Raw genomic sequence first — 18,291 nt, forward strand, 5'->3', positions numbered from 1 at the left:
CCGCCCCGAAACACCGGTTGAAGGATATGGATGCCGGCGCCGGCGCATCCCGGAGAATGTCATGAACCATCCCTATCGCTGGGTGATCGTCGCTGCGGGTGCCCTGCTGGGCTGCGCCGCGGTCGGCGCCATGTTCTCGCTGCCCGTCTTCCTGAGGCCGATGTCGCAGGACACCGGCTGGTCGGTGACCGGCATCTCCACGGCGATGACGATCGGCTTCCTCGCCATGGCGGGCGCCAGCATGGTCTGGGGCAACCTCTCCGACCGGTTCGGGCCGCGCCCGGTGGTGCTGACGGGATCGATCGTGCTGACATCGAGCCTCGCGCTCGCCAGCCGGGCACAGTCGCTGGTCGAGTTCCAGCTCCTGTTCGGTCTCCTGGTCGGCGGCGCGACGGCCGCTGTCTTCGCGCCGATGATGGCCTGCGTCACCGGCTGGTTCGAGACGCAGCGCGCGCTTGCCGTCTCGCTCGTCTCCGCCGGCATGGGCATGGCGCCGATGACCATGGCGCCGCTCGCGGCCTGGCTGGTGACCATTCATGACTGGCGCGGCGCCATGCTGATCATCGCCGGCATTGCGGCGGCGCTGATGATCCCGGCCGCGCTCCTCGTGCGCCGGCCGCCCGCGCTCGATCACGCCGAGGCCGGGGCGATGACGGAGGGCCCGCAAGAAGGGATGACGGTCAGGCAGGCCGTGCGCTCGCCGCAGTTCATCACGCTGATGCTGGCGAATTTCTTCTGCTGCGCCACCCATTCCGGCCCGATCTTCCACACGGTGAGCTACGCCGTGACCTGCGGCATCCCGATGATCGCGGCGGTCTCGATCTACAGCGTCGAGGGGCTGGCCGGCATGTTCGGCCGCATCGGCTTTGGTGTCGCGGGCGACCGCTTCGGCGCCCAGCGCGTTCTCGTCATCGGATTGCTGGCGCAGGCCTTCGGCGTGCTCGCCTATGCCTTCGTCGGGGAGCTCGCCGGCTTCTATGCCGTCGCGGTGGTGGTCGGCTTCATCTATGCCGGCACGATGCCGCTCTACGCCGTGATCATCCGCGAGAACTTCCCGCTCAGGATGATGGGCACGATCATCGGCGGCACGGCGATGGCCGGCAGCCTTGGCATGTCCATCGGCCCCCTCTTCGGCGGCATGATCTATGACCATTTCGCCAGCTATGTGCCGATGTATGCCGCCTCCTGGGCCCTGGGGCTGGCGGCGATGCTGGTCCTGATGACCTTCCGGCCGTTCGCCGGCAGGCAGCGGGACATGGCACCGGCATGACAGCGCGCCCAGCCGATCCGGCGCCTCCCCGCGCGGGGTCGGTGCCCGGCGCGGGATCATCGCTTCGAGGGCGGATGCCCCCGGCTCGCAGCACTACTGCTGCCCAATCCGCAGGAGATTGAGATAACGCTCCCTGTCGCCGGGCGACATGCTGGCCGGCAGCGGCGGAAGCTGGAAGCTCCAGGTCTCGGTAAGCGTGCGCCCATCCGCCTCCAGCGCGGCCCGCAGCTCGGACACCTTGGTGGAGTCCTTGACCTTGATCCGGTAGGTCAGGCGCCAGCCCTGGATGGCCGGGTTGGGCTGGAGCAGCGTGCCCACGACCTCGACATTGTCGTTGGCGCTGACGAGCGCCGTGACCGGCGCACCCTGAGGCAGGTCGCGCAGCCGCTCCCCCTTGAAATCGACGAGGAAGGCGAGCGTGCCGTCGCCGGCGCGGATCAGGTTGGACTGATAGATTTCGCCCGTGGCACGCAGCGTCTGCAGCACATGGGCCGGGCCGTCCTTCATGATGGCCGGCTCATCCATGGTCCAGTGCATGCGGTAGTCGAACTGCATCGGCTGGCCGGGGGGCGGAAGCGTGTCCGGCGCCCAGAAGGCGACGATGTTGTCGTTGGTCTCGTCCGCGGTCGGAATCTCGACGAGGCGGACCGAGCCCTTGCCCCAGTCGTTCATCGGCTCGATCCAGGCGCTCGGGCGCAAATCGTAACGGTCCTTCAGATCTTCGTAGCGCGAGAACGAGCGGCCGCGCTGGAGCAGGCCGAAACCTTTCGGATTCTCGGCCGCGAAGCTGCTGAGCGCGACCATCGGCGGGTTGTTGAGCGGGCGCCAGATCCATTCGCCATTGCCGGCATGAATCGCGAGCCCGTTGGAATCATGGATCGCGGGGCGGAAATTATAGACCGGCGACGGCTGGTTGGGGCCGTACAGGAACATGCTGGTGAGCGGTGCGACGCCGAACAGGGCCGGCTTCCCGCCCGGGCGCTGGAAGACGCGCGCCTTGACGGCGAGCACCGCGTCGGAACCGGGCGTCAGGGTGAATTCATAGGCGCCGGTCGCACGCGGGGAATCGAGCAGGGCATAGAAGGTCAGCGACGTGTCCAGCGCCGCCGGGCGGCGGATCCAGAATTCGCGGAAGGCAGGGAACTCCTCCGGAATCGACAGGCCGGTGTCGATGCCGAGCCCGCGCCCGGACAGCCCATAGATCTGGCCCTTGCCGATGACGCGGAAATAGCTCGCGCCCAGCACGCTCATGATCTCGTCGTTCTTGCCGGGCTCGTTGACCGGAAACAACACCCGGAACCCGGCCCAGCCGAGCTTGCTGGTCTGCTCGCGGTCGAAATGCAGGTCGCCGAAATCGAAGCGGCCGGGATCGTAGGGGATCTCCTTCACAGCGCCGTCGACGATCTCGTTGATCCTGACCGGCGTGTTGAACTGCATGCCCTGGTGGTAGAAGGACAGCTTGAACGGCGTGTCCAGCTCGGACCAGGCGAAGCGATCGCGCCGGGGCTGCATCTTCTGGTAGTCGAAGAACTGCATCTTGCTGAAGACGTCGGGCAGGTTGCTGACCGGCGCGGCATAGGGGGCCGCCGCCAGCGCCTTCGCCCGCGCCACCACCTCGCCCAGCCCGAAGGCCGGGCGTTCCTGCGCCATCGCCGAGGCGCAGAAGGCGAGCGTGCCGGCCACCAGCCAGCCCAGAGCCACCTGCAGCCTTGCAAGGCCGGGCCTCCGCCGGGAAGGCTTGAATCCGAACGAAGCCTGGGTGGACCGGATCGAGAAACGTCGGGTCGGATCGCAGGGTGCGGCCGCGGGACGGGTCGACAAGTTCACAGAAGCTCCCTTACATAACGAATGGCAGGATATGCGCCGGTCCTGCACTGGCAGAGGCGCGTCCGAGCACACATGCCCATCGTGGGGACAAGGGTCAAGGAATGAGCGCCGACCAATTCGACCCGCGCCCGCGCCTCCCCCGCCAACCTCGATCGAAGTGAACGAACACAGCATGGACAATCAGAACAGCGTGCCAGTCGCCGACCGGCGAGGGGATGGTTCCCGCATGGAGGAGAGCAGGAACGGCCTGTCCCGGCGGCAGGCGCTCGGGGCCATCTCATGGGCCGCGCTGGCGGTGGGAATGACCGCGAATCCCGCACTGGCAACGCCGAAACGGGCCGGAAAGCCCTCTGACGCCGCCAAGAAGGCGTTCGTCGACGACCTCATCAAACGCATGACCGTCGACGAGAAGATCGGCCAGCTCCGCCTGATCAGCATCGGCCCCGAAATGCCGCATGCCAAGCTGATGGACGAGGTCGCGGCCGGGCGCATCGCAGGCTCCTTCAACACCGTCATCCGGCGCGACAATCGGCCGCTGCAGGAGGCCGCCGTCAAGCGCAGCCGCCTCAAGATTCCGCTATTCTTCGCCTATGACGTGGTCCACGGCCACCGCACCACCTTCCCCATCCCGCTCGGGCTGGCGTCGAGCTTCGACATGGCCGTGATCGAGCGGATGGCCCGCGTCTCGGCCGTCGAGGCCTGCAATGACGGCGTCGACATGACCTTCGCGCCGATGGTCGATATCAGCCACGACCCGCGCTGGGGCCGCACCTCCGAAGGCTTCGGCGAGGACCCCTATCTCGTCTCCGAATGCGCCCGCGCCAGCGTGCGCGGCTTCCAGGGCACCTCGCCCGACAAGCCCGACACCATCATGGCGGCGGTCAAGCATTTCGCGCTTTACGGCGCGGTCGAGGGCGGGCGCGACTACAACACGGTCGATATGAGCCCGCTGCGGATGCGCCAGACCTATCTGCCGCCTTACAAGGCCGCGATCGATGCCGGCGCCGGCGGCGTCATGGTCGCGCTCAACTCCATCAACGGCGTGCCCGCGACCTCGAATACCTGGCTGCTGCAGGATCTCCTGCGCAAGGAATGGGGCTTCAAGGGCGTCACCGTCAGCGATCACGGCGCGATCACCGAGCTGACGCGGCACGGCGTCGCGCGCGACAATCGCGAGGCGGCCAAGCTCTCCGTCAAGGCCGGCATCGACCTCAGCATGGCCGATCAGGTCTATCTCGCCGAATTGCCGGGGCTGATCGCCTCGGGCGAGATCAAGATGGCCGAGATCGACGCCTGCGTCCGCGAGGTGCTGGGCGCGAAATACGATATGGGCCTGTTCGCCGACCCGTTCCTGCGCATGGGCAAGCCCGAGGACGATCCCGTCGACGTCAAGGCCGACAGCCGCCTCAACCGCCAGCCGGCCCGCGAGATCGCCCGCGAGACCATCGTGCTGCTGGAGAACCGCAACCAGACCCTGCCGCTGAAGAAGCAAGGCACCATCGCGCTGATCGGCCCGCTGGCCGATTCCGGGCTCGACATCCTCGGAAGCTGGTCGGCCCAGGGTGTGCCCGAGCAGGCGGTGACGCTGCGCGCCGGCCTCGAGGCGGCGATCGAGGGCAAGGCGCGCCTCGTCACCGCCCGCGGCTCCAACGTCATCGACGACCAGAAGGTCGTCGAGTACCTCAACTTCCTGAACTGGGACAAACCCGAGGTCGTCCAGGACCCGCGCAGCATCGAGGCGATGATAGAGGAAGCCGTCTCGGTCGCCAGCCAGGCCGATGTGGTGATCGCCGCCGTCGGCGAGTTGCGCGGGATGTCGCATGAATCCTCAAGCCGCGTCAGCATCGACATGCCCGGCTCGCAGCGCCGGCTGCTGCAGGCGCTCAAGGCGACCGGCAAGCCGCTCGTCGTCGTGCTGATGAACGGCCGGCCGCTCGCGATCGGCTGGGAGAAGGACAATGCCGACGCGCTGCTGGAGACCTGGTACACCGGCACCGAAGGCGGCAACGCCATCGCCGACGTGCTGTTCGGCGATCACAACCCCTCCGCCAAGCTGCCGATCAGCTTCCCGCGCTCGGTCGGTCAGATCCCGACCTATTACAACGCCCTGCGCATCGGCCGGCCCTATACCGAGGGCAAGCCGGGCAACTACACCTCGCAATATTTCGAGGAGGCGCAAGGCCCGCTCTATCCCTTCGGCTTCGGCCTGAGCTACAGCCGCTTCACGCTGAAGGATCTGAAGCTCTCGGCCACGCGCCTCAAGCGCGGCGAGAAGCTGAGCGCCGAGGCGACGCTGACCAATGAGGGCAGCTATGAGGGCGCTAATGTCGTGCAGCTCTACATCGCCGACCCCTACGCCTCGATCGCGCGGCCGGTGAAGGAGCTGAAGGGCTTCCAGAAGGTCACGCTCAAGCCGGGGGAGAGCCGCGTCGTGCGTTTCGAGATCGGCGAGGATGAGCTCAAATTCATCAATGGCGAGCTCAAGGAAGTGGTCGAGAACGGGCGCTTCGACGTGCAGCTCGGCCTCGATTCGCACGACGTCCTGGTGCAGAGCTTCGAGCTCGTCTGACGCGTTCCCGAAGCTCGGCAGGCTCTATGCCCTGCCCCGCCGCCCCGTGGAACTCTCGGCCGGTAGCAGCCGGCCGGCGCCGGAGAGGATGCTGGCGGCGAGCGCCCGCGCCGCTTCCTCATGCGACTGCCCGCCGACCACGACGAACTCGATCGAGCCCAGCCGCGGCAATGCCTCGCGCGGCTCGGCCTCGGCCAGCCCGGGCGGGATCAAGCGCGCCGAATGCGCGGTGACGCCGAGCCCCGCCACTGTGGCGGCACGCAGGCCCGCAAGGCTTCCGCTGGTGCAGGCGACGCGCCAGGCCCGGCCGGCCTGTTCCAGCGTCTCGATCGCATGGATGCGCGTGATGCTCGGCGGCGGATAGAGCACCAGCGGCACCACCGGTTGCTCGGCCAGCCGCGAGCCCGGCCGCCCGACCCAGACCAGCCGCTCCTCCCAGGCGACGACGCCGCGCGCGTCGCCATTGCGGCGCTTGACGAAGATGAGGTCGAGATCGCCCGCATCGTATTGCTCGTAGAGCCGGCCGCTTAAGCCCACCGTCAGCTCCAGATCGACGGCGTGATGCTGCATCGCGAATTCCGCGAGGATGTCCGGCAGCGCCGTGAAGGCGAAATCCTCGGAGACGCCGAGCCGCAGGCGCCCCCGTAGCGTCGAGCCCTTGAGATAGTGCTCGATGCGGCTGCCGGCCTCGAGCACCTGCCGGGCGAAGGGCTGGATCGCATCGCCATCCGGCGTCGGGCGGACCTCATGCGTATCCCGCGCTAGCAGCTTGCGCCCCACCCGCTTCTCCAGCCGCGCCACATGCTGGCTGACCGAGGATTGCCGTAAGCCGAGCTGCCGCGCCGCTTCGGTGAAGCTCAGCGTCTCGCAGACCTTGAGGAAGCTGCGCAGCAGCACGGGATCGAGCGGTTTCGGATCGGATGTCACCTCATCATGATTCATGATGAGCAATATCATGTCCAGTCCGGATCAAAATGAGCCGGCGATCTGTTACAGCATCGGCCCGAAAGTGGCAGGCGATTTTCGGAACAGGCCGATGCCGCAGAAGCCGCTCATTCAGGAGGGCATCAGATGCTCCGCCGCACCCTCGCCCGTTTCGGCATCGACCCCTATCTGCTTGCGCTCCTCGCCACCGTCGCGATCGCGATCATCCTGCCGGCCACCGGCCGGGGCGCCGTGGTCGCCAATGACGCGGTCTCCGTGGCGGTCGCGCTGCTGTTCTTCCTCTATGGCGCACGGCTCTCGCCGAAGGCGGTCTGGGACGGTCTGCTGCACTGGCGGCTGCAATCCCTCGTCTTCGCCAGCACCTATGTGCTGTTCCCGCTGCTCGGGCTCGGCCTGACCAAGGCGTTCGGAAACTTTCTCTCCCCCACTCTGATTCTCGGGCTGATGTTCGTCTGCGTGCTGCCCTCGACGGTGCAATCCTCCATCGCCTTCACCTCGATCGCGCGCGGCAATGTCGCCGCCGCTCTGTGCAGCGCCTCGGTCTCGAACCTGTTCGGCATGGTGGTGACGCCGCTGCTCGTCATGCTGCTGCTCAACGCGAACGGCGGGGGCTTCAGCACCGCGGCGGTGGAGAGCATCGCGCTCCAGCTCCTGGCGCCCTTCGCGGTCGGCCAGATCCTGCGCCCCTGGATCGGCACATTCCTGCAGCGGCACAAGGCGGTGATCTCGCTGGTCGATCGCGGCTCGATCCTGCTCGTCGTCTACGCTGCCTTCAGCGAAGGCATGGCGGCCGGCATCTGGTCGCAGGTCACGGCGGGCGACCTCGTCGCCGTCGTGCTGCTCGACATGGTCCTGCTCGCGGCCGTTCTGGTGATCACGACGGTCGTCAGCCGCCGCTTCGGCTTCTCCAAGGAGGACGAGATCGCCATCGTCTTCTGCGGCTCGAAGAAAAGCCTGGCGAGCGGCATTCCGATGGCCAACATCCTCTTCCCCGGCCAGGCGCTCGGCCTCATCGTCCTGCCGCTGATGCTGTTCCACCAGATCCAGCTCTTCGCCTGCGCCACATTGGCGCAGCGTTACGCCAAGCGTCCCGTCGAGACCCATCCCGAGCCGGAATCCCAGCCCATGCTCGGCCCGGCAAAGGCCTGAACGAAGCCGGGCGCGCGATCTGCGCGCTTACGTCTCACCTCGCTCCACCGGAACAAGCCGGGCTTCAGCCTTGTTGATCCCCTGCCTGCCCCCACATGAAAGGACGTCGCTCTCCCGGAAGCGAGCGCCTTCATGGAAGGGCGCCGTGGAGACAGGGCGAGGCCCAACGCGATCCGGGCTGGCCTCGCCGGATGTCACCGCTGAAAAGCCGCAACGGCCGCTGCTGCGGCCCGCCTTGAAGCGGCATCATGGCGGCTGGTCGCCATAGGGTGAAGCCCGGCCGTCGCTCACGATGGAGGATTGCATGAGCAAGGACGAGAAGGCACAGCGCGAGATCAGGAAGATCGCCTACGGCATCTGGATGCAGGAAGGCCAGCCGGAAGGCCGTGACCGCGAGCATTGGGAGGCCGCCAAGGAAATCTGGGCCTTCCGCAGCCACAACCATGTCCTCACCGACGAGAACGAGGACTCGTTCGGCGCAGCCCGGCCGATGCCGCCCGATCTGACCGACCGGCACGAACGCCGCCGCCCGCCGCGCGGCCGTGCGATGTAAGGCTGCGCGCCCGCAGGCCGGTGGGGATGCACCGGCAAGGGTTCAGGCCAGCAAAAGCCTGTTGTCAGGGGCAGATATAGCCGCTGGGCGTCGCCGCGCAGCGTGCGCCGGTCGGCAGGATGAGCGCGCCGCCGCGATCGCGCCGGACATAGTCGCCGTTCGGCAGCTGAAAGCCTCCGGTGGGATCGGGCGTGACCCGCGTCCCGTCGGGAAGGACGAGCTGGCCGCCATCGCGAAGGATCTGCTTCGCCGTGCCGCCCTGCGGGACAGGTGCAGGTTCCGGGCGATTTGAAACGCAGCCCGCAACGAGGACCGCCAGAGCTCCAAGGGTTACCGATGTCCTGATCATGACCTCACCTGTGCCGCGTCGACGAGGAAACCGAAAGGGCGATGGCGCCTCCGCCATCGCCCGATACTCACGCGGCGAAAGATAGCTCGAAAGCCATTTCCGCCGAAACGGTCAAAACGCTCAGTAGACCCAGCGGCAAACGCGGACCGGACGGCCGAAGCGGTTGCGGTGCACCGTGCAGACCTGACGCCGCGGACGCGGGCGATGGTAGGGAGGACGCGGGCGGTGGCCGGGGTGAGGACGGTGAGAATACTGCACCTGCTCGATCGGGGTGCCGTCAGGCAGCGTCGCGGCCTTCTCGGAGGGCATGGCGCCGAGCGCCTGGCCGGCAGCGCCGAGCCCAGCCGCATCAGCCTTGCCAGCGACAGCGACGGTGGCGGCGCCAGCGGAAAGGGCAAACAGCCCGAGCAGGAAAGAACGTCGTTCCATAAGCGTTTCTCCAAATCGCATGAACAAAGCCCAGTCGAATCAAACGAGACAAGGCTATTGCCCAAAACGGGTGATGAGCAAGAATGTTTCGTTAACGGCGCTCGACCGAAATCGATGGCACCGCTTTCGAGAACACGATGCAGTTTAGAATCGCGATTCTGAACGGAACCCGACAGCGATCTGGACCATCGACATTTTCTTGTCGTCGCCGCAGCCCGATCATTGGCCGACGATCCGACCAAGTCGAAGCAGGACTTCCGGCGGAAGCTATGCAGATGCCGCCATAACGGCATCCCAGACATCTCTCCCTGAGACAGAGCCTGTGGCGCGCGCTACGCCGCCGGCGGCGTACCATGCGTGTGGAAGCTCTCGATCGTCTTGAGCCCCCAGGCCTGGCCCTTCTTCCGCTCTGTCTCGGTCCAGGTCACGGTCTGCCAGTCCGGGTCCAGGATCAGGCGCGCGCCGGCATTGGCGATCTCGACGCGGTTGCCGGCCGGCTCATAGACATAGAGGAAGAAGGTCTGCTGCACCGCATGCTTGTGCGGGCCGGTCTCGATGAAGACGCCGTTCTCCAGGAAGAGATCGGCCGCCTCCAGGATGTGCTCGCGCTGGTCCACTGCATAGGTGACATGGTGGAAGCGCCCCTGCGCCGGCGTGTGGTCGCGCGTATAGGCGATGTCGTAGCTCTTGTTGTTGACGGTGAACCAGCAGCCGCCGACCTCGCCGGAATCCAGCACGATCTGCTCGGTGACGCGGCTGCCCAGCGCCTTCGGCATGAAGTCGCGGATCGCGGCGACGTCCTGCGCCAGCAGGTTGACGTGATCGATCCGGCGCACGGCGCAGCCCCGGCCATGGTTGCGCTGCGCCTGGTTCTTCAGCGCCGGCCGCTCGCCTTCGGGCGCCACATATTTGTTCGTGTCGAAATAGATCTCGAAGACATGGTTGTCGGGGTCGCGGAAGCGATAGGCGCGGCCATGGCCGAGGTCGCCCTCGACCCAACCGATGCCCGCGCCCATCTCCTCGATTCCCGCGACGCGGCGCAGGAGCGCCGCCTCGCTCGCAGCGCGATAGCCGATATGGCCGACGCCGGTCGTATTCGAGGCCGTCAGCTTCAGCGTGTGGAACTCGTAATCGTCCCAGGCGCGCAGATAAACGGAGTCGCCCGCGCGCCCGCTCTCCGTCAGTCCGAAGATGTTGACGAAGAAGTCGAGGCTCTCCTGCGGCTTGTTGGTGAAGAGCTCGACATGGCCGAGATGGGCGATGTCGAAGCAGGGCTCGGCGCTCATGTCTGGTGTCCTCTGGAGCAAGCTGATTTTGCACGGAGCCACGCGGTCATCCCGGGCTTGACCCGGGATCCATGCCGGAGCGTTTCCGATCAATGTTCAGGCATGGATCCCGGATCTTCGCTTCGCTCCGTCCGGGATGACCAGATTTCCCCCAAAGGCGCTTTCAGCCCCAGACTTCCTTCGCCACTTCGAGAATGCGCGAGAGCTTGGCCCATTGCTCGTCCTCGGCCAGCACATTGCCTTCTTCCGTCGAGGCGAAGCCGCATTGCGGCGACAGGCAGAGCTGCTCGAGCGGCGCGAATTTCGCGGCCTCCTCGATCCGGCGCTTGAGATTGTCCTTGCTCTCGACCGTGCCAAACTTCGAGGTGACGAGGCCAAGCACGACCTGCTTGTCGCCCTTGGGCAGGAAGCGCAGCGGCTCGAAGCCGCCCGAGCGGTCGTCGTCCCACTCCATGAAATAGCCGTCGACATCGATCTGGTTGAAGACGAGATCGGCCACCGGCTCGTAGCCGCCGGACGCGATGAAGGTCGATTTGAAGTTGCCGCGGCAGGTATGGGTGGTGATCTGCATGTCGGCGGGCTTCGCCTTCAACGCCGCGTTGAGCACGTCGCGATAGACGAAGATCAGCTTGTCCGGATCGTCGCCGCGCTCGGCCAGCATCTTGCGCTGCTCGGGATCACAGAAATAGGACAGGCTGGTATCGTCGAGCTGCAGATAGCGGCAGCCGGCATCGTAGAAGGCCTTGATCGCCTTGGCGTAAGCCTTGCCGAGATCGTCGTAGTAATCCTCCATCTTGAGATAGGCGCTCGGATCGATCGCCTTCCGCCCGCCGCGGTAATGCAGCATGGACGGGCTCGGGATGGTCATCTTCGGCACACGGCTGGTCACCGAGGCCAGGAACTTGAAATGGGCCAGATGCGGGTGGTCGGCCGGGAAGTCGAGCTTACCGGTGACACGGATGCCATGCCCCTTCGTGGCGACGCCCTTGAACTGGATGCCGGCATCGGTCTCGTAGGTCGTGACGCCGGTCAAGCCGTCGAGGAAGTCGAAATGCCAGAAGGCGCGGCGGTATTCGCCGTCGGTCACCGCCTGCAAGCCGATCTCCTCCTGCTTGCGGACGAGCTTTTTGATCTCCTCGTCCTCGATCTTCGTCAGCTCGGCCTGCGCCATCTCGCCCGCAGCGACCTTGGCGCGGGCTTCCTTGACGGGCGCGCTGCGCAGCAGGCTTCCCACCATGTCGCCCCGGAACGGTGGCTTCTTCCTCTGGGTCATCGCGTTTCCTCCGGTTCTTGACGGTCAGGCTGCGGCGGCGAGGCCGAGATGGTGTTCGAGCCGTTCGGGCTCGGCGATGAGCGTAGCACTGCGCTCGGCGAGGACCACGCGGCCGCGTTCGAGCACGATCGTCTCGTCCGTCAGCTCGAGGATCTTGCGCGCATGCTGCTCGATCACGATGGCGGAAAGCCCCTCCTCGCGGAACAGGGCCTTCAGCGCCTTGAGCAGTTCCTCGACGATAATCGGCGCCAGCCCCTCGGTCGGCTCGTCGAGCAGCAAGAGCTTCGGGTTGAGCATCAAGGCCCGGCCGATCGCCAGCATCTGCTGCTCGCCGCCGGAAAGCTGGTTGCCGAGATTGGTCTTCCGCTCCGCCAATCGCGGGAACATGCCGAAGACGCGGGCGGCATCCCAGGGCCCTGGCCGGGCCACCGCCGTCAGGTTCTCCAGCACGGTCAGCGACTTGAAGATGTTGCGCTCCTGCGGAACCCAGCCGATGCCGGCATGCGCCCTCTGCTCCGGCGAGGCGGCGGTGAGATCACGCCCGGCCAGCACGATCCGCCCGCCGCGCCGCCGGGTGACGCCAATGATGCTGTTGACCAAAGTCGTCTTGCCGACGCCGTTACGGCCGAGCAGCGCCAGCGACTGCCCCTGTGCAAGCGTGAGGTCGATGTCGAACAGCACCTGCGCCTCGCCATAGCCGGCGCTCAGCTTCTCGATCTTGAGCAGCTCAGGCAGCGATGCGTCAGGCATGGGCGCCCTCGCCGAGATAGGCCGCGCGCACGCTGCTGTCGCGCGCCATCTCCTCCGGCGTCCCCTCCGCCAGCACGCGGCCATTGACCAGCACCGTGATGCGCGTGGCGAAACGGAAGACGAGATCCATGTCGTGCTCGATCAGCAGCACGGAGACGTCGTCCGGGAGTGCGGCAACGGTCTGCATCAATTCGCGCCGCTCGGCCTCCGGCACGCCGGCCGCCGGCTCGTCGAGCAGCAGCACGCTCGGCCTTGCGGCGAAGGCGGCGGCGATCTCGATCTGGCGCTGCTTGCCATAGGGCAGCGTCGCGATGCGCCGGTCCATGATGTCGTCGAGCCGGAAGCGCGTCAGAATCTCGGCAGTCTGACCCACCAGCTCCAGATCGCGGTCGAGCGCGCGAAACGGATGGCTCCCCCGGCCGAGCCGCTCGGAGGTGACGAGCGCGATCATCTCGAGCGGCGTCATCGTCCCGAAAAGCTGGTTGATCTGGAAGGTGCGGGCGAGCCCGCGCTTCACCCGCGCCTCGCGCGGCAACGCGGTAATGTCCTCGCCCATCAGTTCGATGCGGCCGGAGCTCGGCCGGAGCACGCCGGTGAGCTGATTGACGAAGGTGGTCTTGCCGGCGCCGTTCGGGCCGATCAGCGCATGGCGCGCGCCCTTCGCGAGCGTGAAATCGACATGATCGGTCGCGGTGATGCCGCCGAAGCTCTTGGACAGGTCGAAGGTTTGCAGCACCGCGCTCATCGGGCCGCTCCCTTGCCGAGCCGGGCGAAGCGTGCCGCAACGGCCTTGACCGCGCCATGGATCATCTCGCGTCCACCGAGCACGAAGAGCACGAGGAAGAGCCCGATCCAGAACATCCAGTATTGCGGCGTGAAGCTCGCGATCAGGTCCTGCAGCAGCTTGAAAGCGATCGCCCCGATCAGCCCGCCATAGAGATAGCCGGCGCCGCCAATGATCAGCACGAGCATCAGATCGGCCGAGCGGTGGAAATCGAGCACGTCGAGCGAGACGAATTGCGTCGTCTGGGCAAGCAGCGCGCCCGCCGCCCCGGCATAGGCCGCCGCGAGCGTGTAGACGGCGGCAAGACGCCGATCATTCGGAACTCCCGAGGCCGCGGCCCGCAGCGGATTGTCGCGGATCGCGCGCAGGCTCAGGCCGAAGGGCGAATGCACGACCCGCCTTGCGATCAGGAACAGCAGGAAGAGGACCGAGAGCGAATAGAAATAGGCGGTGCGGCCGAAAATATCGAAATCGAACAGGCCGAGCACAGGCGCCATCATGATGCCCTGCAAACCGTCGGCGCCGCCGGTCAGCGTGCTGAACGAATTCGCCAGCTCGTAGAGGATCAGCGCCACGCCGAGCGTGATCATCAGCCGGGTGAGATCGGTGCCGCGCAAGACGAGCGGGCTGGTGACGAGGCCGAGCAGCCCGGCCGCTCCCATGCCGGCCAACAGCCCGGCGAACGGATCGGCCGAGACATGTTTGGCGAGCAACCCGGCCGCATAGGCGCCCATGCCGAGGAAGGCGGCGTGTCCCAGCGAGACGATGCCGGCATAGCCGAGGATCAGGTCGAGCGAGAGCGCGAAGAGGGCGAGGATCGCAATCTCGTTGAGCAGCAGCAGGTTGCGCGGGAACAGCAGGAAGGCCGCGAAGGCGAGACACCAGAAAACGATTTCGGCCGGATGCCAGCGCCGCGAGGCGAACAGCGCCTGCCGGACGCGTGTCTCGAACACGGGCATCGTCATGCCCGCGCCCTCGCGAACAGCCCATGCGGCCGGGTGATCAGCAGCACGACCATCAGCGCGTAGATGATGAAGGCGCCGACCTGCGGCACGAAATACTTGCCGACGACATCGGCGACGCCGAGCAGCATCGCGGCGAAGAACGGCCCGGTGATGCTGGACGTGCCGCCGACCGTGACGACGATCAGGAAGTAGATCATGAATTTCAGCGGGAAGGTCGGGTCTAGGCCCATGAGCTCGATGCCGAGCGCGCCGCCCAATCCGGCCAGCCCCGATCCGAGCGCGAAGGTCAGCGCGAACAGGCGGTTGACGGGGATGCCGAGGCCACGCGCCACCCGCGCATCGTCGACCGCCGCGCGCAGCCGGCTGCCGAAGCGGGTGCGTGTGAAGCCCCATTGCAGCGAGACGGCGAGCAGGCCGCAGACGACAATGACGAAGAGCCGGTAGCGGCCGATGCCGATGCCAGCGACCTCGAAGCGCCCCTGCAGCCAGTCCGGCAGGCGGATGAATTGCTGGGTCGAGCCCATCAGCCAGTCCGTGCCGGCCACCGCCATGAAGACCAGCCCGATCGAGAACATCACCTGGTCGAGATGGCTTTTCGTGTACATCGGCCGGTAGATCAGCTGCTCCAGCACGACGCCGACCAGCGCCGCCGCGAGGAAGGCGAGCGGCAGGCTCGCCAGGAACGGCAGGCCGAGCCGCTGCATCGCCAGCACGGCGACATAGCCGCCGAGCATCGCGAAGGCGCCGTGGGCGAGGTTGACGAAATTCATCAACCCCATGGTCACGGAGAGCCCGCAGCCGAGAACGAACAGCACCATCCCATAGGCGATGCCGTCGAACAGGATGGTCAGCATGCGCGTCGATCCGCTGCCGTCGGAAAGCCCGTCACTTGCGGGCCTTCACCGGGTCCTTGACGTCCTTGATCGTCTCGAACTCGACATTGTGCAGCTCGGAGCCGAGCTTCTGCGTCTTGCGGACATAGATGTTCTGGATGATGTCGCGGGTGTCGGGGTCGATCTTCACAGGCCCGCGCACGCTCTCCCAGGAGGCGCCTTTCATCGCCGCGATCAGCTTGTCGCCGCTGGCGTCGCCTTTGGTCGCGTCGAGCGCCTTGGCGATCAGCTTCATCCCGTCATAGCCGCCGACCGCCATGAAGTTCGGGCGCATGCCGGGATTGGCCTTCTGGAAGGCTTCGACGAAGGCCTTGTTCGCCGGGCTGTCATGTGCGGCCGAATAGTGGTGCGTGGTGATGGCGCCGAGCGCGACATCGCCCATGCCTTCGAGGATGTCGTCATCGACCACGTCGCCGGTGCCGATCAGCTTGACGCCGGCCTTGTCGAGGCCGCGCTCGATGAACTGCTTCATGAACTGCGCGCCGACGCCCGACGGCACGAAGACGAAGAGCGCGTCGGGCTTGGCCTCCGAGACGCGCTGGAGGAAGGGCGCGAAATCCGGATTGCGCAGCGGGATGCGCACGCTCTCGACGGTCCCACCGGCCTCCTTGAACGTGTTGGCGAAGGAGGTTTCGGCATCGATGCCCGGCCCGTAATCGGTGACGACGGTGAAGACCTTCTTGATGCCGTTCTTGGCGGCCCAGTTGGCCATCGGCTCGGAAGCCTGCGGCAAGGTGAAGGAGGTCCGCACGATATAGGGCGAGGCCTCGGTGATCGAGGCGGTCGCCGCCGCCATCACGATCTCCGGCACCTTGGCCTGCGTCGCGATCTGTGCGGTCGCCATGGCAAGCGGCGTCAGCCCGAAGCCGGCAAGCACCGAGACCTTTTCGTTGACGACCAGCTCCTGGGCGAGGCGCCGCGTCGCATCGGCGTTGCCGGCATCGTCCTTGAGGATCACTTCGAGCTTGCGACCGCCATGGGTGGCGCCTTCCCTGGCGAGGAAGAGCTTCACCGCGGCATCGATCTGCTTGCCGGTCGAGGCGAAAGGCCCCGTCATCGGCAGGATCAGACCGATCTTCACCGCCTCCTGCGCCAGCGCAAACCCGCTCGTCGAGGCGGCCAGCGCCAGCCCGAGCATGCCACCGAGTAACGTCCTGCGAACCGTCATGTCCGTTCCCTTCCCCTGAATTGGCTCTCTGCGAAGCCGTTCTTCGTCCCCATCGTCGTCGCGATGGACGCGGCCCGCTTTGGCAGGGCCTTTGCGCATAGCCTACATATCCCGTCCGCCTTCGCCAGCCGCCAATCGTCTAGGCTTTTCGTCTTCGTTGGCCTCGCACGCATGGCCGGCCGCCACTCTTCCCGGCGCGGATGCCCACGGGGTCACGCCAGCGCCTCCAGCGCTTCCGGGAAGAGCCGCTGATAGGCCTCGCCATAGGTCATCGCCTTGCCGGAGTTGCGGCCGCCCTGCATGCCGCGATTGAGCGCGACGCGGGTGTAATATTCCCAGAGATGCTTCTGCGCGGCGAGGATCTCGAAGGCCCGGCGCTTCACCTGCCAGACCTCGTCGATGTTGAGGATGACATTCGGCTTGAAGTCGCATTGCTCGGGCTGGTGCGGCTCGAACAGGAAGACCGGCGGGGCGGCATAGGCACGCTCCGGATCGGGCTTGTGGCCGGCCGCCTGCGCGATGATGCGGGCTTCCTGGGCGAAGCGCGCCGCCTCGGGATGGTCGACATTGTAGGGGTCTTCGAGCGCATGGGTCAGCACGAAGCTCGGCCCCAATTCGTGGAAGATGTCGATGGCGCGGTCGAGCATCTCCGGCGTGGTGCGCAGCGGATAGTCGCCTGCGTCCATGAACTCGATCTCGGCGCCGAGCAGTTCGGCCGCGGCCTCGGCCTCCTCCCGGCGCTGGGCCTTGACCTCCTCCATCCTGACGCCAGCCTTCTTCCAGGCGAACTGGCTCTCACCGCGCTCGCCATAGGACAGGCAGAGGATCTTCACCCGCATCCCGCGCTTCGCATGCAGCGCGATGGCGCCGCCCGCGCGCCAGACGAAATCACCCGGATGGGCGGTGATCACGAGACCCGTCTTCTGCGCGTTCGCCATCGAAGCCTCAACCCTCTCTCAACTCATTCGGCGGCATGGCGGGCGCTGTCCGCATGTGCGGCCAGGGCGCTCGCCGGCACGAAGGAGCGGCCCTCCATCAGGATGCGTGCGGTGCGCAGGAGCCCGGCCCGCTCGACCACAGGTCGCTCGGCCGTGCCGCCGACCGTGAGTGTCACGGTGAACTCCCCCGTGGGATGCTCGACTGAGAGCGAGCGCTCGCGGCCCTCGGGCATCGCCGCGACGGACGCCGCCGGCGAACCCGGCAGCACGGCCGCGGTCGCGACCGTCACTGCCGCGAAAACACCGATCGAGGCGTGGCATTCATGCGGGATGAAGCTGCGCGTGCAGATCGCGCCACCGGCCTGCGGCGGCGCGACGAGCGCGATCTTCGGCACGACCTTCCCGGAAACATCGCCCAGATTCATCAGCGGCCCGGCTGCGAGCCTGATACGCTCGATCCGCTGCTTCAGCTCCCTATCCTTGTCGAGCTCTTCGCGCGACTCGTAGCCGCTGCGTCCGATATCGGCCGCGCGCATCACGATCACCGGCATGCCATTGTCGATCAGCGTGCACGGCACGCTCTCGATCACATCGACGACATGGCCGGTCGGCAGCAGCGCGCCGCAGACCGAGCCCTCGGCATCGAGAAAGCCGATATCGATCGGCGCCGAGGTCCCCGGCACGCCATCGATGCGCGCGCTGCCCTCGGTGCTCGCCTCGCCATCGGGCGTATCCATGGTCAGATCGGCGATGGTGCCGGTGTTGATGGTGCGGACCCGGACGGTCGTGCGCGCGCCCTGCGCCTTGACCAAACCGCGCGCCAGGGCAAAGGGCCCGATGCCGGCGAGGATGTTGCCGCAATTCGGTGTCGTATCGACTTGCGCCGTCTCGATGCCGACCTGCGCGAACAGGAAATCGATGTCGCAGCCCGGCTCGCTGGACGGCGAGATGATCGCGACCTTGCTCGTCAGCGGATGCGCGCCGCCGAGCCCGTCGACCTGCCGCTTGTCGGGCGAGCCCATCACCGCAAGCAGGAATGCGTCCCGCGCCGCATTGTCGGCCGGCAGGTCGCCGCGCAGGAAATAGGCTCCCTTCGAGGTGCCGCCGCGGATCAGCATGCAGGGAATGGCGATCTGGGCCATG

The 18,291-nt window shown here is 66.6% G+C and carries 17 protein-coding genes; 4 read left to right on the forward strand and 13 right to left on the reverse strand.

The window, feature by feature from the left end; translation table 11 throughout:
- Positions 1–61: 61 nt before the first annotated feature.
- Positions 62–1,270: an MFS transporter gene (locus GGC47_RS10335; protein ID WP_113254959.1), complete on the forward strand. Its 1,209-nt coding sequence runs from the start codon at positions 62–64 to the stop codon at positions 1,268–1,270.
- 93 nt (positions 1,271–1,363) lie between these two features.
- Here the strand turns inward: GGC47_RS10335 and GGC47_RS10340 are convergent, their stop codons facing one another.
- Positions 1,364–2,971: a glucan biosynthesis protein G gene (locus GGC47_RS10340; protein ID WP_282568287.1), complete on the reverse strand. Its 1,608-nt coding sequence runs from the start codon at positions 2,969–2,971 to the stop codon at positions 1,364–1,366.
- A gap of 352 nt (positions 2,972–3,323) precedes the next feature.
- On the opposite strand from GGC47_RS10340, the gene bglX reads away from it, so the two are divergent.
- A complete protein-coding gene (gene bglX / locus GGC47_RS10345) occupies positions 3,324–5,666 on the forward strand; it encodes a beta-glucosidase BglX (RefSeq protein WP_142022031.1) in 2,343 nt (780 codons plus the stop codon).
- A gap of 24 nt (positions 5,667–5,690) precedes the next feature.
- On the opposite strand, the gene GGC47_RS10350 is transcribed toward bglX, so the two are convergent.
- Positions 5,691–6,608: a LysR family transcriptional regulator gene (locus GGC47_RS10350; RefSeq protein WP_142022032.1), complete on the reverse strand. Its 918-nt coding sequence runs from the start codon at positions 6,606–6,608 to the stop codon at positions 5,691–5,693.
- Positions 6,609–6,737: 129 nt separating this feature from the next.
- Here GGC47_RS10350 and GGC47_RS10355 point away from each other — a divergent pair, with 129 nt between their 5' ends.
- On the forward strand, positions 6,738–7,760 hold the full coding sequence (locus tag GGC47_RS10355; protein WP_142022033.1) for a bile acid:sodium symporter family protein: 1,023 nt from the start codon (positions 6,738–6,740) through the stop codon (positions 7,758–7,760).
- A 304-nt stretch (positions 7,761–8,064) separates the two neighbouring features.
- The gene (locus GGC47_RS10360; protein WP_038363796.1) at positions 8,065–8,313 is read left to right on the forward strand and encodes a DUF2934 domain-containing protein; all 249 of its coding nucleotides are present in this window, start codon (positions 8,065–8,067) and stop codon (positions 8,311–8,313) included.
- 64 nt (positions 8,314–8,377) lie between these two features.
- Here GGC47_RS10360 and GGC47_RS10365 read toward each other — a convergent pair whose 3' ends face one another.
- The 11 genes from GGC47_RS10365 to GGC47_RS10415 form a co-directional block, all read right to left on the reverse strand.
- Complete coding sequence (locus tag GGC47_RS10365; RefSeq protein WP_038363793.1) at positions 8,378–8,662, reverse strand: hypothetical protein; 285 nt, start codon at positions 8,660–8,662, stop codon at positions 8,378–8,380.
- Positions 8,663–8,782: 120 nt separating this feature from the next.
- Positions 8,783–9,091, reverse strand: coding sequence for a hypothetical protein (locus tag GGC47_RS10370; protein WP_038363791.1), 309 nt, complete (start codon positions 9,089–9,091; stop codon positions 8,783–8,785).
- Positions 9,092–9,423: 332 nt separating this feature from the next.
- Positions 9,424–10,377, reverse strand: a complete 954-nt coding sequence (locus tag GGC47_RS10375) for a catechol 2,3-dioxygenase (protein ID WP_370954558.1) — start codon at positions 10,375–10,377, stop codon at positions 9,424–9,426.
- Between the two features lie 163 nt (positions 10,378–10,540).
- On the reverse strand, positions 10,541–11,650 hold the full coding sequence (locus GGC47_RS10380; protein WP_370954559.1) for a 5-methyltetrahydropteroyltriglutamate--homocysteine S-methyltransferase: 1,110 nt from the start codon (positions 11,648–11,650) through the stop codon (positions 10,541–10,543).
- Positions 11,651–11,674: 24 nt separating this feature from the next.
- A complete protein-coding gene (locus tag GGC47_RS10385; RefSeq protein WP_370954659.1) occupies positions 11,675–12,385 on the reverse strand; it encodes an ABC transporter ATP-binding protein in 711 nt (236 codons plus the stop codon).
- Positions 12,386–12,392: 7 nt separating this feature from the next.
- Complete coding sequence (locus GGC47_RS10390) at positions 12,393–13,145, reverse strand: ABC transporter ATP-binding protein (RefSeq protein WP_191124923.1); 753 nt, start codon at positions 13,143–13,145, stop codon at positions 12,393–12,395.
- The gene (locus GGC47_RS10395) at positions 13,142–14,149 is read right to left on the reverse strand and encodes a branched-chain amino acid ABC transporter permease (protein WP_370954560.1); all 1,008 of its coding nucleotides are present in this window, start codon (positions 14,147–14,149) and stop codon (positions 13,142–13,144) included. The genes GGC47_RS10390 and GGC47_RS10395 overlap by 4 nt, the downstream gene beginning before the upstream one ends.
- Positions 14,146–15,003, reverse strand: a complete 858-nt coding sequence (locus tag GGC47_RS10400) for a branched-chain amino acid ABC transporter permease (RefSeq protein WP_370954561.1) — start codon at positions 15,001–15,003, stop codon at positions 14,146–14,148. The genes GGC47_RS10395 and GGC47_RS10400 overlap by 4 nt, the downstream gene beginning before the upstream one ends.
- 31 nt (positions 15,004–15,034) lie before the next feature.
- Positions 15,035–16,210 carry an ABC transporter substrate-binding protein gene (locus tag GGC47_RS10405; protein WP_113254952.1) on the reverse strand — a complete coding sequence of 392 codons (1,176 nt, stop codon included), beginning with the start codon at positions 16,208–16,210 and terminating at the stop codon, positions 15,035–15,037.
- A 212-nt stretch (positions 16,211–16,422) separates the two neighbouring features.
- Positions 16,423–17,148 carry a PIG-L deacetylase family protein gene (locus GGC47_RS10410; protein WP_429067941.1) on the reverse strand — a complete coding sequence of 242 codons (726 nt, stop codon included), beginning with the start codon at positions 17,146–17,148 and terminating at the stop codon, positions 16,423–16,425.
- A gap of 23 nt (positions 17,149–17,171) precedes the next feature.
- Positions 17,172–18,290: a 4-oxalomesaconate tautomerase gene (locus GGC47_RS10415; protein WP_370954562.1), complete on the reverse strand. Its 1,119-nt coding sequence runs from the start codon at positions 18,288–18,290 to the stop codon at positions 17,172–17,174.
- Position 18,291 lies beyond the last annotated feature (1 nt).

The sequence above is a fragment of the Allobosea sp. OAE752 genome, from assembly GCF_050433265.1.
Lineage (GTDB): Bacteria > Pseudomonadota > Alphaproteobacteria > Rhizobiales > Beijerinckiaceae > Allobosea > Allobosea spartocytisi.

Bases quoted from the DNA above. Each gene is read 5' to 3' on its own strand.
- GGC47_RS10335 (WP_113254959.1), top strand. From the start codon at position 62: ATGAACCATCCCTATCGCTGGGTGATCGTCGCTGCGGGTGCCCTGCTG.
- bglX (WP_142022031.1), top strand. From the start codon at position 3,324: ATGGAGGAGAGCAGGAACGGCCTGTCCCGGCGGCAGGCGCTCGGGGCC.
- GGC47_RS10350 (WP_142022032.1), bottom strand. From the start codon at position 6,608: ATGAATCATGATGAGGTGACATCCGATCCGAAACCGCTCGATCCCGTG.
- GGC47_RS10355 (WP_142022033.1), top strand. From the start codon at position 6,738: ATGCTCCGCCGCACCCTCGCCCGTTTCGGCATCGACCCCTATCTGCTT.
- GGC47_RS10360 (WP_038363796.1), top strand. From the start codon at position 8,065: ATGAGCAAGGACGAGAAGGCACAGCGCGAGATCAGGAAGATCGCCTAC.
- GGC47_RS10365 (WP_038363793.1), bottom strand. From the start codon at position 8,662: ATGATCAGGACATCGGTAACCCTTGGAGCTCTGGCGGTCCTCGTTGCG.
- GGC47_RS10370 (WP_038363791.1), bottom strand. From the start codon at position 9,091: ATGGAACGACGTTCTTTCCTGCTCGGGCTGTTTGCCCTTTCCGCTGGC.
- GGC47_RS10375 (WP_370954558.1), bottom strand. From the start codon at position 10,377: ATGAGCGCCGAGCCCTGCTTCGACATCGCCCATCTCGGCCATGTCGAG.
- GGC47_RS10380 (WP_370954559.1), bottom strand. From the start codon at position 11,650: ATGACCCAGAGGAAGAAGCCACCGTTCCGGGGCGACATGGTGGGAAGC.
- GGC47_RS10390 (WP_191124923.1), bottom strand. From the start codon at position 13,145: ATGAGCGCGGTGCTGCAAACCTTCGACCTGTCCAAGAGCTTCGGCGGC.
- GGC47_RS10395 (WP_370954560.1), bottom strand. From the start codon at position 14,149: ATGACGATGCCCGTGTTCGAGACACGCGTCCGGCAGGCGCTGTTCGCC.
- GGC47_RS10400 (WP_370954561.1), bottom strand. From the start codon at position 15,003: ATGCTGACCATCCTGTTCGACGGCATCGCCTATGGGATGGTGCTGTTC.
- GGC47_RS10405 (WP_113254952.1), bottom strand. From the start codon at position 16,210: ATGACGGTTCGCAGGACGTTACTCGGTGGCATGCTCGGGCTGGCGCTG.
- GGC47_RS10410 (WP_429067941.1), bottom strand. From the start codon at position 17,148: ATGGCGAACGCGCAGAAGACGGGTCTCGTGATCACCGCCCATCCGGGT.
- GGC47_RS10415 (WP_370954562.1), bottom strand. From the start codon at position 18,290: ATGGCCCAGATCGCCATTCCCTGCATGCTGATCCGCGGCGGCACCTCG.